14 protein-coding genes are annotated in these 16000 nt (G+C 57.0%); 4 read left to right on the top strand and 10 right to left on the bottom strand.

Annotation, left to right across the window (positions count from 1 at the left end):
* From HNR38_RS14900 to HNR38_RS14910, 3 genes are all read left to right on the top strand, one after another.
* Window positions 1–1374 (top strand): DUF2345 domain-containing protein (locus tag HNR38_RS14900; protein WP_183705729.1); only part of this gene is annotated, 1374 nt, incomplete at its 5' end.
* A gap of 9 nt (window positions 1375–1383) precedes the next feature.
* On the top strand, window positions 1384–1806 hold the full coding sequence (locus HNR38_RS14905) for a hypothetical protein (protein ID WP_183705731.1): 423 nt from the start codon (window positions 1384–1386) through the stop codon (window positions 1804–1806).
* A gap of 236 nt (window positions 1807–2042) precedes the next feature.
* Window positions 2043–2918 (top strand): hypothetical protein, encoded by an 876-nt coding sequence (locus HNR38_RS14910; protein WP_183705733.1) that lies wholly within the window; start codon window positions 2043–2045, stop codon window positions 2916–2918.
* Window positions 2919–2964: 46 nt separating this feature from the next.
* On the opposite strand, the gene HNR38_RS14915 is transcribed toward HNR38_RS14910, so the two are convergent.
* Window positions 2965–3891: a formylglycine-generating enzyme family protein gene (locus HNR38_RS14915; protein WP_183705743.1), complete on the bottom strand. Its 927-nt coding sequence runs from the start codon at window positions 3889–3891 to the stop codon at window positions 2965–2967.
* 279 nt (window positions 3892–4170) lie between these two features.
* Between HNR38_RS14915 and HNR38_RS14920 the strand changes: the two genes are divergently transcribed.
* A complete protein-coding gene (locus tag HNR38_RS14920) occupies window positions 4171–6858 on the top strand; it encodes a LuxR C-terminal-related transcriptional regulator (protein WP_183705745.1) in 2688 nt (895 codons plus the stop codon).
* Window positions 6859–6872: 14 nt separating this feature from the next.
* On the opposite strand, the gene HNR38_RS14925 is transcribed toward HNR38_RS14920, so the two are convergent.
* The 9 genes from HNR38_RS14925 to HNR38_RS14965 form a co-directional block, all read right to left on the bottom strand.
* On the bottom strand, window positions 6873–7769 hold the full coding sequence (locus HNR38_RS14925; protein ID WP_183705747.1) for an acyltransferase: 897 nt from the start codon (window positions 7767–7769) through the stop codon (window positions 6873–6875).
* A 43-nt stretch (window positions 7770–7812) separates the two neighbouring features.
* Window positions 7813–8730: a glucosaminidase domain-containing protein gene (locus tag HNR38_RS14930; protein WP_183705749.1), complete on the bottom strand. Its 918-nt coding sequence runs from the start codon at window positions 8728–8730 to the stop codon at window positions 7813–7815.
* A 91-nt stretch (window positions 8731–8821) separates the two neighbouring features.
* The gene (locus HNR38_RS14935; RefSeq protein ID WP_183706026.1) at window positions 8822–9388 is read right to left on the bottom strand and encodes a YfaZ family outer membrane protein; all 567 of its coding nucleotides are present in this window, start codon (window positions 9386–9388) and stop codon (window positions 8822–8824) included.
* Window positions 9389–9518: 130 nt separating this feature from the next.
* On the bottom strand, window positions 9519–11366 hold the full coding sequence (locus HNR38_RS14940; protein ID WP_343068341.1) for a response regulator: 1848 nt from the start codon (window positions 11364–11366) through the stop codon (window positions 9519–9521).
* Window positions 11367–11463: 97 nt separating this feature from the next.
* A complete protein-coding gene (tsaA, locus tag HNR38_RS14945) occupies window positions 11464–12216 on the bottom strand; it encodes a tRNA (N6-threonylcarbamoyladenosine(37)-N6)-methyltransferase TrmO (RefSeq protein ID WP_183705751.1) in 753 nt (250 codons plus the stop codon).
* A gap of 10 nt (window positions 12217–12226) precedes the next feature.
* Complete coding sequence (locus HNR38_RS14950; RefSeq protein WP_246362738.1) at window positions 12227–13312, bottom strand: hypothetical protein; 1086 nt, start codon at window positions 13310–13312, stop codon at window positions 12227–12229.
* The gene (gene coaE / locus HNR38_RS14955; RefSeq protein ID WP_183705753.1) at window positions 13284–13901 is read right to left on the bottom strand and encodes a dephospho-CoA kinase; all 618 of its coding nucleotides are present in this window, start codon (window positions 13899–13901) and stop codon (window positions 13284–13286) included. The genes HNR38_RS14950 and coaE overlap by 29 nt, the downstream gene beginning before the upstream one ends.
* A gap of 3 nt (window positions 13902–13904) precedes the next feature.
* The gene (locus HNR38_RS14960) at window positions 13905–14780 is read right to left on the bottom strand and encodes a prepilin peptidase (protein WP_183705755.1); all 876 of its coding nucleotides are present in this window, start codon (window positions 14778–14780) and stop codon (window positions 13905–13907) included.
* Window positions 14780–16000, bottom strand: coding sequence for a type II secretion system F family protein (locus HNR38_RS14965; RefSeq protein WP_183705757.1), 1221 nt, complete (start codon window positions 15998–16000; stop codon window positions 14780–14782). The genes HNR38_RS14960 and HNR38_RS14965 overlap by 1 nt, the downstream gene beginning before the upstream one ends.

Consider the following 16000-nt stretch of genomic DNA (forward strand, 5'->3'; position numbering starts at 1 on the left):
GGCTTTGAACTGCGCACCGACGCCTACGGCGCCATCCGGGCCAACGAAGGCCTGTACCTCACCAGTTGGGGCCAGATCGGCGCCAGCGGCGACCAGCTCGACCTCAGCCCGGCGAGACAACAGATCCAGAGCGCCTGGCAACTGAGCGACAGCCTCAGCCAGAGTGCCGCTGACCACAACGCCGAGGCCCTAAACGCCACCGCCTACCTCAAACAGGCCGGAGACGACGCTGACGACAGCTACGGCACCAGCGAACAGCTCACCGACAGTGACCAGAGCAGCGCCGCTGGCGCCAGTGACAGCGGTGGCCGGGGCGAAGCCGCAAGGATGAAAGCCCCCTGGCTGCACCTGGCCTCACCGGCCGGCATCACAATGAGCACCCCGGAATCCAGCCACCTGGCCCAGGGCAAATCCCTGAGCGTGGCCACGGGCGAAGACGTCAACATCGCCACCGGCAAAAGCCTGGTGGCCTCCATCTCCGAAGCCCTGTCGCTGTTCGTGCAGAAGGCCGGCATCAAGCTGTTTGCGGCCAGAGGCAAGGTGCAGGTGCAGGCCCAGAGTGACGCCATGGAGCTGACGGCAGAGAAAGGCGTCCAGGTCACGTCTACCGAAGGTGTCATCAAGGTCAGCGCCGAGCAAGGCATCCTGTTGCAGAGTGGCGGCGGTTACATCCGCATTGAGAATGGCGACATCGAGGTGCACTGCCCGGGTACCGCGGATTTCAAGGGTGCCCAGCACAACTTCTCTGGGCCTGGCAGTCTGTCTACCAGCTTCGAGGAACTTCCGGATTCCCCGGGACCCTATGAACAGTTTTTCACCCTGACCGACAAAGAGTCGGGTGAGGCGCTTCCCTATGCCAGTTACCGTGTCGAAACTGCGGAAGGCGAGGTCTTTGAAGGACGTGCCGATGGCGATGGTATAACCCGGAAAATCCTGACCCGGACCCCCGAAACCCTGAAACTGACGATTCTTGATCGCCTTGATGATGCACAAAAGGAGCAAAAAACAGCAGGGCCAGGAAAATGGGTAACAACGGATGTAAATAAAAGGGGTATTCGTAATTTTTTCCAAATGTTAGTTAAAAGAACTGAAACTATCGGTGATGAAGGTCGCCTTTGGGGTTCGGATGGAAAAGATTTTGAAGGGACTGTGCAAGATGTTACTCAAACTTGGACAGCTTTAAGTGCCAGTGAAACGCGAGCACTTACAGAACAAGGTTTAGTTTCAGTGACACATACTTATGGTGATACAAGAGTCATAACTCAAACTTATCTAGAAGGCCCCGATGACTGGCATCGCAGTGGTAAATCTTGGCATTGGCAGCCCGCAGTTCGTCGGGAAGAATTTGAATTTGTTGATAGTCAAAATCCGTAGGTTAAACGCATGAAGAATTTTAATAGACACAGAATGGTTTTTTATATATGGGCACTTTTTGATTTTCTGCATATAGCTATTTACTCAGTAAATAGCTATCGCCTGGGGAATTTTCCATACGCTACTGATTTTATTTCTACGTTAGAGAATATATCCTCTCATGGTGGAGTTGTTTCTGGTGGAATGGTGCTTTTCTCATGGCTGCTTGAACTATCTATTTTGGCTAGTTTGATCATGTTCTTGTTAATGAAAAGCAAAGTTAAGGCTCTATGCTATATGCAAACGCCGTTCCGATTAATTTTTTCAGTGCCTTCGCTCTCTATCATGCTTCCATTTTTTAATTTATTTGGAGGCGTTAGTGCAATTGTATTAATAATAATGGTTATTATGTCTGAGGTGTTAAAGGTTTATTCTTTAAAAAAATGGGCATAATCAGAGCTTTTTAAACACTCGAAAGCCCAGCCTCAGATCTGGGCTACTTGTTTAAATCAGAAGTAAAATCAATTGTTTGTAGTAAGCGGTAATGATGTAGGTTGTGCCGATGGTAAAGCCAGCTTGCCCTAACCAAAACCCCGCGTTCTCAATAACTAAGTGCAACACCCTCTGATCAAGTATCCTTCTGCCAGGCCAAAGGCTCCATCGACTGCTATGAACCGCCCGGCGGCTACATGATGGCCTTTGCCGGCGTGAATCTCGGCAAGTTCCGCATTCTGGCGAAGGCAGGCTTTTGCTTCGGGGTAGGGGCCAAAGGCAAGCTAACGCTGGAAGTCGATGCCGACCTGATCTGGGAGTTCGCTCAATGGGTGGCTTACCAACTCAAGAACATCAATTATGAGCGGCTGGACTTTATTGATGATGAGGCCTTTGAGACGTTGTCCACTATTGTGTCCCTGGCTTTAGAATCCGGCGAAGAGTTAAAGGAATATATGCTGGAAACAACGCGCCAAGTCGCAAACTATGCCCAAAACACATGGGAGCAACTTGAGTCTGGTATAGAGGCTGCAGATCGGCGCGCCCGGTTGGCTGAGCGAATCGATACCAACCCGGATCTACTGAAATACACCTCTCCCGATACCAAGGGGCAATTGATCCATCAGTTAATACAAGCCAATGCGGCGGATATCGTTGACCCTAGAGGGCAGGAATGGGATCCACGGGATTCTTCTTTCTGGAAGGCAGGAATCTTGACGGCCCGGAAAAAAGCGATCATACAGATCTTCACCTGGGTACAGTCCCAGGCGGAATTCGACAATATCATGCAGCGGGTTATACCAACCATTGGTGGTCCCATCATTAGCAGCGAAGAGGGGAAACGCCGCGTTCAGGCATTCCTGGATATAGGCGAAGTCGATTGGCCTATCGTCTCTTTTTTCTATACGGACTTTGATGGCAATCTGCAGCGCTTTTACGAACATCTACGCCCCATGGCTTCCAAAGGTACGCCCATCGTTCGGAATGACATGACGGATTATCTAGCACAGGATGACACCGCACCAAGCTTCGATCGCCCTTGTTTTAACGAAACGCAGTGCCGTGTCGGGTAGATGGTTCGAACGGTATAAGACGCTCAGGACTTCGTTCCCAGAACGATCATTGGGCTTGATTGACTACACACCGGAACGTACTCATTAGCGCAGTTTGTTTCATGCCGGCATATTTTTCCGGATGATCAGATTCCTTTGGTGGTATGAGTGCCAGATCGGGATTGTAAGGTGATCGGATGACCGTCACCATCCCCAGGAAACTGCCGGCTGTTTCTCCCCCGCGGCGTACTTTGAGCTTGCCCGACTCAGGACCAGTTGGGTTAAGCTCCGGTGAGTGTTCGTAGTAATCTGCCCCGTACCAGTCGCTGACCCATTCATAGCCATTGAGCCCCATCTGGTAGACCCCAAGCGGGTTGGGTGGGTATTTTTTTGCCACCGGATACGGTGCATAACGATCATCCGCCGGGCTCGCCTTCCGCCGTTCTTCGCGAGTCGGGTAATTCTTCCCTTTCCGCAAAATACCATCATCGGTGGCGTACGGCATCATTTTCCCCCGGCTGCGAGCGGCATACTCCCATTGAGCCTCGGTCGGTAGCGCATAGGGCCGGCCACTCTGCTCGGACAGCCAGTGGCAATAATCCCTGGCCTGGTACCAGTCCACGCCTGCCGGCACGTTCGGGGCTCGTGTGTGGCTGCTGCTGTTATCGGTATTGATCTTAGGCTGGCCGGTGGCTTCTGTGTAGGTGTCATAGTCCGCGTAGGACACCTGACGGTCCATGATGTAATAGCCATCCAGTGTGACCTTGTGGAGGTGTTTGTCGTCCTGGTTGAAACTCCAAGGTAAGTAGCCTCGGGGATCTTTCGGCCCGAAATCCCCCATCTCAAAGCTGCCGCCTTTCACATAGATCAGGTGTGCCTGGGTTCGCTTGAGCACGGCATCCACGGCCTCTTGGTTATCGGGGGTGGCTTTGCCCAGGGAGCAGGCGGTCAGCGTAACGGCGGAGAGGATTAAGGGGAAAATGGCTGGCTTCATGGTACATCCTTGTTCTATGAAACGGTTACCGCATTGTGCCATAAGTGTGTCTGTGGCGTTATGGCGTCTTTCCATACGTTTTGACTGAGAAGGTGACCGTTCCTCCATTGCTTCGCAGCCCGTATCGGGGCCCTTTGTTTTTTTGCAGCCTACCCCTGCAATGGTTTAACCTCTTTCCACGATAACTAATACTAAAGGCGAACTCTCCCTGAGGGTTCCACCAGGGAAGGGCTATGCCGCTTCGGCGGTATCTGCCGGATTCCATAATGGGGCAGTGCGTTGAAATCCTATAACGAAGGCTCTGCAGCCAACGACGAATTCCAGACAGCGAATACCGGCCTGCATCCAGGTGGGCGGGTGCGTGATCTTGTAGGACACCGGCTGCAGATGCCGGCTCTGCCGTCCCACAGTAAGGCCCGGCCAGAACTGAATCAGCTCATACGTGACAATCTGGTACCGGGGTCGCTGCTGCTCGTTGAGGCTCCGGCGGGCTATGGCAAAACGCATGCGCTGGTCAGTGCTCTGAGTGGAGACGATAGCGGCATTGACCGGACGCGCTGGATTACCCTGAATCCCGGTGATAACGCCCCCTCACGATTCCTGACATTACTGGCATCGGCGCTGGATCAGCCCGATCCGGCGGTATCCGGGAACCAGAACGGTGGTACTTTCGAGGATTATCTGGCCTTCATGCTGGTGGCCAAATCCCGTGATGTCACGGCCCGGGAAGTGCTGGTTATTGACAATGTTCACCATCTGACCAACCCGTCCGTCACCGGCCTTTTGGGCCAACTGGTGGCCAACCTGCCGGACGGTATGGCTATTGCGTTCTGCTCCCGACTTCCCGTGTCCCTGGAGAACCATACGTTGGAACAGGATGGCCAACACCGCTGGCTGGGCCAGGACCAACTGGAGTTTAGCCGCTCTGAAACCTTCGAATTTTTCCGTGATGTGGAGTCGTCGAGCCTGATCACCAGTGTGGCCATTGACAGCCTGTACACGATGACTGAAGGCTGGCCGACACCTCTGGTCCTGTATCGCCGGGAACTGCTGCGTAGTCCGGAAAGAACGCCGCTGCAGGAAAACCCGTTTATTGATCGCTTCATCAAAGATGCGGTGCTGGCCCAGATTACCCCCACACAGCTGTCATCACTGCGTGCCATGGCGGAACTTGACAGCTGTTCTGATGAACTCTTCATGGCCCTGGAACCCACGCTTCCGGACGCCGGGCTGACCCCATCCAGCGCCTTTGAAAGAGGCCTGCCGTTCCGACAGGTGGCTGGCCGGGGCCGATGGTTCCGGCTCAATCCCCTGCTGCAGGCCTGGTTGCAGACGCCCACCATGTCGGGTTATACCACTCGCATGTTGCTGGCCAGCCGCTGGTTTGCCTATCGCAACCAGTTCCCGGAGGCCCTGAAATATGCGCTGCTCTCCGGTGACCATGAGGAAGTCATTCAGATCGCGTCTGAAGGCACAGAATCCCTGCTCCTGGGCCAGGACACCGCCTCACTGTTGATTCTTCGTAAAAGCCTGCCCAATCACCTGCTGGATCGCAGTGCCCGCCTGAGGATCGTGTATGGCTGGGTGCACGCCATTGGCGGCCAGTTCCGCCAGGCCCGCCAGTTGCTGGAGGGCTTCAGCACCGAGGACCAGGCTCAGCAGGAAGCGCGGATACTGGCTTTAAAAGCCTTTATCCTGCGTGGTGAAGGGTATGTGATGCCGGCACTTGAGATGGCCGACCAGGCCCTGGCGATTGGTGGTCTCTCGCCTCAGGCGGAACTGGTCACGCAGATTGTCCGTTCCAGTGCACTGTGTGCGGCGGCGCGCTTCCACGACGCCCGTGAAGCCAACAAAGTGGCCGCCAGGCTAGCGCGGGAGGCCGGTGATTCCGGCTCTGAAGCCCTGTCTGTCTACGGTCATGCCCGTATCGAGTTGGGCAAAGGCGCCCTCGGCTATGCGGAACAATTGTTGCGGACCGGCCTGGACACGGCGATGAACGAACTCAGCCGCCCCGCCAGAATTGGCGAAACCCGGCTGCAGTTGAACCTGGTACTGGTGCTCTGGCATCAGGGTCGCCTCCACGAAGTGGACCGGTTGCTGGTAGCCAGTACCCGCCATGCGGAGAAAACCCGTGACCTTGGGCTGCTGTTGGCGATGGCAGTTCGGGTACTGATGTGCAAGGCTCAGGGCCGAATGGAAGATGCGTTTGTCTGGATCGGCAGGGCTGAGCGAACCATGCACGCGTGGCAGGTTGATGAAGCCCTGTATTTGCCGGTCCTTGAAGCCCTGAAGGCCAGTTGCTGGCTGGCCAGTGGCCAGATGGAAAGTGCCCTGCATGCACTGGAAAAAATTGAACCCTACCGGAGCCAGGGCTGTGTTCCGGAACTGTTTCCGAGTATGCCCGGTCTGCTGGAATGCCTGCGTGTGCGGGTGGATATCGCCGGTGGTGAGCTGGTGCGGGCGCGCCATCACCTCGAGTCGATCACCCGGAGTTACGGTGATTTCCTACCCTGGGGACTTCAGCTCCACACCGGCCTGCTGGAAGTGCTGATATTAATGGAGGAAAAAGGCCCGGCCGCGGCGAGAAAACAGCTTGAAACCGTGGTTCAGCAGGCTGAAGGGGAGCACTTCATCAGCCCGTTCGCTGAATTGCGGGATGAACTGGCCCCGGTGATGGAGAAAAGTTTCCATTATCTTCCCGATACGGATTTCACCCGAGCCCTGGGGCATCTGTTTGGCTGTGAGACAGTGGCTGGAGCAGCAGCTCCACTTGCCGAGCCCATCAGTGACCGGGAACAGGGTGTACTGGAGCTTATCGCACAGGGGCTGTCCAATCAGGACATTGCGGACCGTCTGCATATTTCCCTGCATACGGTCAAAACCCATGCCCGCCGGATCAATGCCAAGCTGGGCGTCAAGTCCCGCACCCAGGCCATTGTCCGGGCCCGGGAGGTCGGGCTGCTGTAAAGCACGTCGAAGACTCAGCCTTCGGCTTTCAACGCTTCGATCCGCTGATCTTTCTCTTCCCAGAGCTGGCTGATCCAGCGCTGGAATGCCACCCGCATTTCCCGGTCGTTTTCATAGTTCATTCCCAGGAACTGTTCAGGAACTTCCCGGACCCGTATATCGATGATAATGCGGCGTACCCGGCCGCTCAGGTAATCCCATATTCCGGGCCGGCCAGCCGGATACACAATGGTGACATCCAGCATCGTGTGAATCATTTCGCCCATGGCGCCGAACACAAACGCGGTTCCTCCGGCACGGGGTTTGAGCAGATTCTTATAGGGTGAGTTCTGCCGCCGGTGCTTTTCCGGTGTGAACCGTGTGCCTTCCATGAAATTGAAGATGGTCACCGGGGTATAGCGGAACTTCTCGCACGCGGCCTGGGTGGCGGCAATGTCCTTGCCTTTCAGCTCGGGGCGCTTGGCGATCTGCTCCTTGGTATGGCGGTGCATGAACGGAAAGTCCAGTGCCCACCAGGCGATGCCCAGCAGAGGCACGTAGATCAGCTGCTTTTTCAGGAAAAACTTCAGTAACGGGATCCGGCTGTTGAGTACGTACTGAATGGCCGGAATATCGGCCCAGCTCTGGTGGTTGCAGGTGACAAAATACCAGTGCTGTCGGCTCAGATGCTCCGCGCCGCGAACGTCCCAGTGCACTTTATGGAAGATCTTCATCAACAGATTGTTGAAGCCAATCCAGTACCAGGCGATGTGATTGAGGATAACCGTGCAGACTTTCCGGAACCCATTGAACGGGACAACCAGTTTGATAACCCCCAGTAACAGCAGGAACGGGAACAACACCAGGGTATTCAGGAAGATCAACGCAATCGCCAGGCTTCCCTTCAGTGGCGCGGGCAGAAAATCAAGCATCGGGACAATCTCACTGGTTCATTGTTGTTTAACGGGCGTCGGACTAACCTTCAAAGGGATGGGCCGTCTGCTGGCCCTCACCTGGCAGCAACATCGCAGCGGCGCCGGCTGATGCCAGTTCAGAAAAACGTTGTGGCGTCCTGTCCCCCAAAAGTTTGAGGAATTTTTCATCGTAGAACGTGAGGTTGTTGTGGCGAATCATCGCCCGGATTTCTCGGATGTATTCGTCGCCACGTTCGGAATAGCTTTCCAGGCCGCCCGCCAGATCAATCCCGGACAGGGCGCGGTTGGTTCTGCGATCCTCAAGGCGGATGTCCCGGACGTGCTGATAGGCCGGATGACGGTTCAGATTCTGAATATAGGACCGTAGCGAGAAATAGGGAGATGAGAACTTCGCGACTTCATGATCGGCGCCTTGCACTCTGGACTGGGGGACCAACCCGCAACCCCTGGAGAAGCACCACTGCCCGAACAGATTGTAGCCCTGGGTGGCAAAACGGGAGGTTCCCCAGGCAGATTCGTTTGCGGCCTGTGCCATGATCAGTGACGGGGGAATAATATCCAGTCGTTTGCGCAGCAGATCAAACTGGGCGGTGCTCCCTGAGCTGGCTTTCACGCGCAGGCGCTTGGCCTGACCGTCGAGCCATTGCTGCTCGTCCTGGTTCAGTGTGTCCTTGCCCGCCAGGTGCTCCAGGTAGTCGCGTTCGATCAGAATCCGGGAGTTGGCCAGCACAATTCGTGGATACAGGAACGAGAAGAAGGCAACCTTGCGTTCGGTAACATCCCGGTGGCCGGTGAAATCCGGCAGCGGAGCCTTCGCCCATGCGGGCAGAGGAGGCAGGGAGTCAAGAGCGAGGTCTGCCTCATCACTACCGCCGGGAGGCGGCGTGTGCAGTGCACCGGCGATGGCAAACAGAAAAAGTGGGACAGCAAGGAATAGTGCCCGTGAAACCAGTGTCATAACAACCCTCTCATACAAACAGGTTTGAATTATAACAGGTTATACGGACACAGATGCCCCGGGGGTCACATTCCCCGGGGCCAGGTGCGGATCAGAAGAAGATTTTGATGCCAGCCATCAGACCGTCATCCAGATCCAGGTCGGATGAGCCGTGGTTATCCAGATCCGTGTTCAGATAGCGGTAGCCGGCAAAGACCTCTGCATTGCGGATGACCCGGTAGCTGCCACGCAGCTCGAGGTTGGTCATATCCTCAGAGTCGCCAAACGACAGGATGCTGGGCGCATAGTAGGCTGCACCGCTGAAAGACAGTCCGGGGACAGCCGGGATGTTCATGGTGGCAAAACCACCCAGTCCCGCTGCGCCGCCGTCGGCGCCATCGTCATCATCCCAGCCCACGGTGCGGACACCAAGGCCGGCGGTGGTCGGAAGGTTGCCTACGGCTGTGCGGCCGGTGGCGTGGAAATCAAAGTTCGCGATGTGACGGCTACCTTCGTGATAGGTGTAGCCAGCGCCCATCTGCAGGCCTTCCGGAAGAACCTCCTGGAGGTTGACCTGGCCCTTAACGGATTCATCGGTCAGGCTCAGGTCGAGATCTGCGGCAAACACCGGTGCCGCCGCCAGTGAGAGCGCCAGTGCGGAAATGCGGGTCAGTTTCATCATTGCACCTTCTGTTGCTGTGGTGGTTCTGGTTGGTGATTGCATCGGATGGTAACCATAGGCTCAGCCCAGCACAACTTAAATGACTTTAAGGCGGCGGCAAGCTGCCTGGGCTTTGTTCAGGCTGGCTTCAGGGCTCTTCACAGGTGGGGCAGTACTGCTCCAAAACGGCCCGCAGCATGTCATTGTTGACCGGCTTTGCCAGCAGCGAATTCATGCCCGCCTGGCGGCACTTGTCTTCATCCTGCTCGGTGGCACTGGCGGTCAGGGCCACTACCGGGACGCGTTCACGATGATGGCGCAGCTCCCAGTCACGTAGCTCGCGGGTGGCTTCAAAACCATCCATCTGGGGCATCACGCAGTCCATCAACACCAGGTCGAATGTGTGCCATTGCCAAAGCCGTGATGCGGCCTTGCCATCGTTTGCGGTCATTACATCGCATCCCAGCTTTTCCAGCATGCGCTGGGTTAGCGTGCGATTCACCGGGTTATCCTCCACCAGCAGAACCCGCATATTGCCGCAGGGCAATTCCTGTTTACGCTGGCCCGGCTCAGAGGCCGGTTGTAGTGAGAACCGTGTCAGGAAACGGTGGGCGGCCTGCTCGGAGTCCGTGAACAACTGATTCAGCAAAGGCACCAGATAGGATTCCCTCAGGGTTTTACTCAGGAAGGCATCAGCGCCCACTTCCCGGAAGTGTTCTGCGTCTCCCCGTTGTGGGTTGGACGACAGGATCAGCAGTTTCAGGTCCTGCCATTGTGGATTCCCCCGGATTTGCCGGCACAGCAGTTCGGATTCCATATCGGGCACGAATCCGTCCATGATCACCGCGTGGTAAGGGGCATTGGCATCCGCCGCCTGGCCCAGGGCCGCGAGGGCCTCACCGGCCGTGCCAACGGCATCAATATGGACCGGGTAGCGGGACAGGACTTCCAGGGTGATTTTACGGGACAGGGCATAGGCATCCAGCACCAGCAGGCGGCGGCCCTGAACCTGGCTGGAGTCGGGCCGGGCCCTGGGGATGCCGTCAGTGGCCTCGCCCAGGTTGAGTTCCAGCCAGAAAGTTGAGCCTTCACCGGGGCTGCTTTCCACATTGAGAGAGCCGCCCATCAGTTCCACCAGTTGCTTGCAGATGGTCAGGCCGAGACCGGCGCCGGGCAGTTGGCCCTGGGCCCGGTTGCCGAAGGTGACATAAGGGTCATAGATGTGTTGAATATTGTCGGGACTGATGCCGATGCCAGTGTCCTCCACCGAAAGCCGAAGCCTTACCTGATCGCCATCGCGGCCGAGAACCTCAATGCTCATCAATACGTGCCCGGAGTCGGTAAATTTGATGGCATTGGACAACAGGTTCAGCATGATCTGGCGTAGGCGCACCGGGTCCCCGGTGACGGCCCAGGGCAGGGTTTCATCAATCCGGACTTCCAGTGCCAGCCCCTTTTCCCGGGCCCGGTTGCCGAGCATGTGCACCACATCGTTCAGCGTATCGCGCAGATCCACAGGGGCCTGGGTCAGATCCAGCTTGCCGGCTTCCACGCTGGAGATGTCCAGCAGGTCGCGGATGATGGCGGAAAGGCTTTCCGAGGCACTGATGACGGTATTGACGTACTCCCGCTGTTCCTGGTCCAGGGCGGTGTCGGTCAGTAGTGTGGCGTAACCGGAGATGGATTGGAGCGGAATGCGCAGTTCGTGGCTCACGTTGGCCAGGAACAGGGTCTTGGCGTTGTTGGCGTGTTCCGCTTCGGTCTTGCGCTCGCGGGTTTCCCGAACCGTTTGCTGCAATGCCCGCGCTTCGTTCAACAGGCGCAGGCGCATGTCATTTACTGCCTGCTCGAGTTCCGATACCGCATCCTGGTCATTTCGCCGGCTGATGGGCGTGGGCGGTTCGGCGAGGGTATCAATATCCAACTGACCAAGGTTGTCAGTCAGTTTTTTCAGCCGACGGTTCTGCACGGCCCGGGCGCGTAACAGTAATGCCACTGCGCCAACCAGGATCAGGCAGAGTGGAACCAGCAAGTTAACCATAGGAGGCAAGGCACAAATTCCCTGTGTCGACTACTAACTAAACAGCGCCAGTTTAGCAGACCGAAATCACTTGAACATACTTATTCACCGGTCCCGTCATGAAACGGAAACGGACGTTCAGATCGTAAAGGCGGGCCCCATAAATCCGGTCTTCATCACGTCCCCGTCGGAAGGATGGCCGGGGGTCCTGGCAGAGCACATCCTCTATCAGGGCCTTCAGGTCCGGATAGTGGCTTTGTGGAAGGCTGGCCAGTTGTGCCGTCGCCTCGGGGCAAAACTCAACCGGTAGCGGATCCGATGGCGGGGCGTCCGCCCAACCAAGGGAAGCGTCGGGCACCGCATCGGCAAACGGAAGGTAGGGCTTGATATCAAGAATAGGGGTGCCATCGATCAGGTCATGGTCACGGATTTTCAGGGCTAGCCGGCCGTCGTCACGGCGAACAAGGCCTTCATTGCAAACCACAGACATACCCAGACTGTTGGGGCGAAACGGCGAACGAGTGGCGAACACGCCCAGTTTTTTGTTGCCGCCGAGCCGGGGTGGCCTGACCACCGGCCGCCACTCGGCCCGAACCGCTTCATGGAACTGGAAGATCAGCCACACGTGACTGGCGGAATCCAGGCCCCGGAACGCATCTTCCCGGTCATAGGGTGGCGCAATCACCAGTTCCGCCCGGGCGTACCGGGTGAGGCCGGGCTGGCGTGGCACCCCGAACTTTTCCTTGAAGCAGGAGTCGGTATAGGCCACCGGCTGCAGGGTTAACGCCTCATTGGCGGGTTTGCTTTTGTGGGGGTGTTTGGGCATATCGTTGCTATCAATCCCGATCAATGGTCCCGGCAAAATACATTTCGATTCGAAACAGCACGGACCCCTGGTCCTTGAAATCCTCATCCCTCGGAAACGTCAAGGCCGGGACAAGTTCGGCGTAAAGCCAGTCCTCGTAGAGCCGGTAACGCCAGGTCAGGTCTGCGAAGTAGGATGTAGTCCGCCAGGACGGCTGGCTCTCGCCCAGTATGCCAATACGGGGCCTTATCCGGGAGTGGTTGTTCAGTCGTTTATGGACGCTGGCAATCTGCGCCGCTTCAAACTTGCGCTCGTCGTGTAGCCATTCCAGTTCCGAAGACGTGGAAAATGACCAGCCATTGCCGATGGGGCGCTCCGCACCCAGCCAGGAGCGCGCGCCCCAGCCCTCGGTGTGGTAGTAGTACACCCGCTGTTCAACGGCCATGTTCCAGTCACTGGTGATTTGCCAGGAGCTGCCGGCTTTCAGTCGCCAGAACATTTCCGGCGGAAACCGAAGCCGTCCGCCCAGGTCCGAGGACAGGTTGATGGCATCACCAACCTGACTCAGGTAACGCAGGGCACCGAGGGTCTCGGTATCGGTCCGGTCGGCGTCGGTCAGTTGCCGGTCGCGTTCCCGCTCTGACAGGGGAATCTGGTCTTCGCTTTCGCTGTCGATAATCAGCCGGAACTTTTTTCTGGCCGTCGGCACATCCAGACGAAAACGTACCTCGGGCTCGAACTGCGCCGGGTCACCATACTCGGATTCCGTGGCCAGTCCCAGGCGAAGGTAGCTTTCATTGTTCGGCAGAGAATGGCTGGAAGCCGACAGGGTTCGGTCTGCCCAGGCACCCAGAGCCTGGATAGTCTCACCATGCTGGCGTTCCTGGTGTATCACCCAGTTGCTGAAGTCCAGCCAGAGCGAATCCCGGGGCTCCCCCTGAATGTCTTCCGGCTCGTAGGTGTAAAACGAAGAGGGGAGGGTGTCAGGGGATAATAATTCGGGTACGGGCGTTTCCTGCCACAGAAAAACCGGCTCCGCGCCGTGGAGAAACGTCGGGAAAACAAGGGCGCAGGGCAGCAGACACTTTCTAACCGAATTCGGCCAACAACTGGTCATGCAAGTCACGAACCTGGCGCTCAACCTCAGGGAGTGGGCAGTTGTTATTGATTATAGCGCTTGCCCGGGCAGTGCGCTCTGTCCGGGTCATCTGGGCCGCCATGATGCGCTCGACCTGTTCTCGGGAATTGTCATCCCGCGCCATGGTGCGCTCCATCTGTACGGACTCTGGCACATCCACCACAAGAACCCTGTCCACCAGTTTGTGCTGGTCCGTCTCCAGCAACAGCGGCGATACCAGCAGTACGTAGGGCAGGGTATAGGGCGATGGCGGCTGCGACAGCTGCCGCACCAGCTCCTCCCGGATCATCGGGTGCAGCAGGCCCTCGAGCCAGCTCTTTTCCGCAGGATCTTCAAATATTTTTTGACGTAGCCAGGCCCTGTCCAGTGCGCCGGCTTCTGTGAGGGCCTGTGGGCCGAAATGCTTCCGGATTTCGGTCAGCGCGGGCATTCCGGGTTCCACAACCTGGCGTGAGATATCATCGGCATCCACCCAGTGCACACCAAGGTCCCCGAACATCCGCACGACCGTAGATTTGCCGGAACCAATGCCGCCGGTAAGGCCGACGATGTGGAATGGGGAGTTCACAGATCAAACACCGAGAAAGCGGAACCAGAACACCTGAATCTCTGTGCCAAACCAGAGGCAGAGCAGGCCGGCAGCGGCCAGATACGGCCCAAAGGGAATGGGCACTTCCCGGCCATGCTGGCGGAACACCATCAGGCTGATGCCCACAACGGCGCCCACCACGGAAGACAACAGAATAACCGCCGGCAGCAACTGCCAGCCCAGCCATGCGCCCAGGGCTGCCAGCAGCTTGAAGTCGCCGTGGCCCATGCCCTCCTTGCCGGTCACCAGCTTGAACAGCCAGTACACAGACCACAGCGAAAGATAACCGGCCACGGCCCCCCAGAAGGCGCTGTTGAAGTCGGTAAACAGACCGAAATAGTTGAGCACCAGGCCCAGCCACATCAGCGGCAGGGTAATGCTGTCCGGCAGCAGTTGGGTATCGAAATCAATAACGGTCAGGGCGATCAGCGCGTAAACCAGCAACAGTGACCAGAGCGCCGTCACCGACGGGCCGATCAGCACCACTGTGATCAGCGCAAACACGGCCGTCAGGGCTTCAATCACCGGATAGCGGGCAGAAATGCGGGCTTTGCAGGATGCACACTTCCCGCCCAGCAGGAGCCAGCTGACAACCGGTATATTCTCCCGGGCGCGAATCCGATGCCCGCAGGAAGGGCAGGTGGATGCGGGCTTTGAGAGAGTTACCTGGGTTTCGCCGGAGCGACTGCCTTCAGGCAGTTCCAGAAACTCCTCGCACTGGCAGCGCCACTGCTGGTGCATCATCCGGGGCAGGCGCAGGATCACGACGTTCAGAAAGCTGCCAATACACAGCGAAAAAATGATAATCGCCGGGTAGAAAATCCAGGGTGTCGACAGAAACGCTTCCAATGACAGCATCAACCAACAACCTGACCCATCTGGAAGATTGGCAGGTACATGGCAATAATCAGGCCACCCACCAGCACGCCCAGCACTGCCATAATCATGGGCTCCATCAGGGCTGTCAGGTTATCGACCATGTCATCCACCACGGATTCGTAATGCTCGGCGACCTTGGCCAGCATCTCATCCAGGTTACCGGATTCCTCACCGATCGCAGTCAACTGTACTGCCATCACAGGGAACAGGTCCTGGTTGCGCATGGAGGCCTGTAACTGGGTACCGCTGGATACTTCATTCTTGATTCTGTCCACCGCGTCCCGGTAGACCGCGTTACCGGTGGCGCCAGCCACGGAGTCCAGGGCGTCCACCAGTGGCACGCCGGCCGCGAAGGTGGTGGAGAGCACCCGGCCGAATTTGGCGACGGCAGATTTATCGAGGATCTCGCCCATAATTGGGAGCTTTAAGACATATTTGTCTACAGTGTCAGAGAACTTCTGTGATCGCCGATTGGCTTCCCGGAAGACAAATATGAAGCCGACGATGCCCAGAAGCACCACAAACCACCATTTCTGCATCCATTCGGATAAATTAACCACCATCTGTGTAAATACCGGCAAGTCAGCTCCAAACCCCTGGAATAGAGCCTCAAACTGGGGCACAACCTTCACCAGCAGGATCGCGGTAACAATAATTGCCACAATGATAACGGCAATGGGGTAGGTCATCGCCTTCTTGACCTTTTTCTTGAGGTTCTCGGTTTTCTCAAGGTAGGTGGCCACACGCTCAAGCATCTGCTCCAGGGCACCGGCTTTCTCGCCGGAATCCACCAGGTTGCAGTAAAGATCGTCAAAGTGGCGGGGGTGTTTGCGTAATGCAGAGGCGAAGTTGGTACCGGAGGAAATGTCATTCCGGATACTCATCACCAGTTCCTGCAGGCCCTTGTTCTCAAGCCCGTCGGCGACAATGTCAAAACTCTGCACCAGTGGCACGCCAGCCTTCATCATGGTGGCCAGTTGCCGTGTAAGCATGGCAATGTCGAAAGGTGTGATTTTTTTCTTGCCGCCGAACAGGGGCTTTGGCTTCTTCTTGACCTTGCTGGGAATAATCCCCTGCTTTCGCAACTGGGCCTTCACCAGCGAGAGATTGGAGCCCGCCATCTCGCCCCTGGTTTTGTTGCCCTTGCGGTCCTTGCCTTCCCAGACGTACGCCTCGAGTTTCTGTGCTTTCTCTGCCAT

It is taken from the genome of Marinobacter oulmenensis, from assembly GCF_014201735.1.
GTDB lineage: Bacteria > Pseudomonadota > Gammaproteobacteria > Pseudomonadales > Oleiphilaceae > Marinobacter > Marinobacter oulmenensis.

Coding starts and splice junctions, on each gene's coding strand:
- HNR38_RS14965 (WP_183705757.1), bottom strand. CDS start 16,000: ATGGCAGAGAAAGCACAGAAACTCGAGGCGTACGTCTGGGAAGGCAAG.
- HNR38_RS14935 (WP_183706026.1), bottom strand. CDS start 9,388: ATGAAACTGACCCGCATTTCCGCACTGGCGCTCTCACTGGCGGCGGCA.
- HNR38_RS14930 (WP_183705749.1), bottom strand. CDS start 8,730: ATGACACTGGTTTCACGGGCACTATTCCTTGCTGTCCCACTTTTTCTG.
- HNR38_RS14925 (WP_183705747.1), bottom strand. CDS start 7,769: ATGCTTGATTTTCTGCCCGCGCCACTGAAGGGAAGCCTGGCGATTGCG.
- HNR38_RS14905 (WP_183705731.1), top strand. CDS start 1,384: ATGAAGAATTTTAATAGACACAGAATGGTTTTTTATATATGGGCACTT.
- HNR38_RS14960 (WP_183705755.1), bottom strand. CDS start 14,780: ATGCTGTCATTGGAAGCGTTTCTGTCGACACCCTGGATTTTCTACCCG.
- HNR38_RS14910 (WP_183705733.1), top strand. CDS start 2,043: ATGATGGCCTTTGCCGGCGTGAATCTCGGCAAGTTCCGCATTCTGGCG.
- HNR38_RS14915 (WP_183705743.1), bottom strand. CDS start 3,891: ATGAAGCCAGCCATTTTCCCCTTAATCCTCTCCGCCGTTACGCTGACC.
- tsaA (WP_183705751.1), bottom strand. CDS start 12,216: ATGCCCAAACACCCCCACAAAAGCAAACCCGCCAATGAGGCGTTAACC.
- HNR38_RS14950 (WP_246362738.1), bottom strand. CDS start 13,312: ATGACCAGTTGTTGGCCGAATTCGGTTAGAAAGTGTCTGCTGCCCTGC.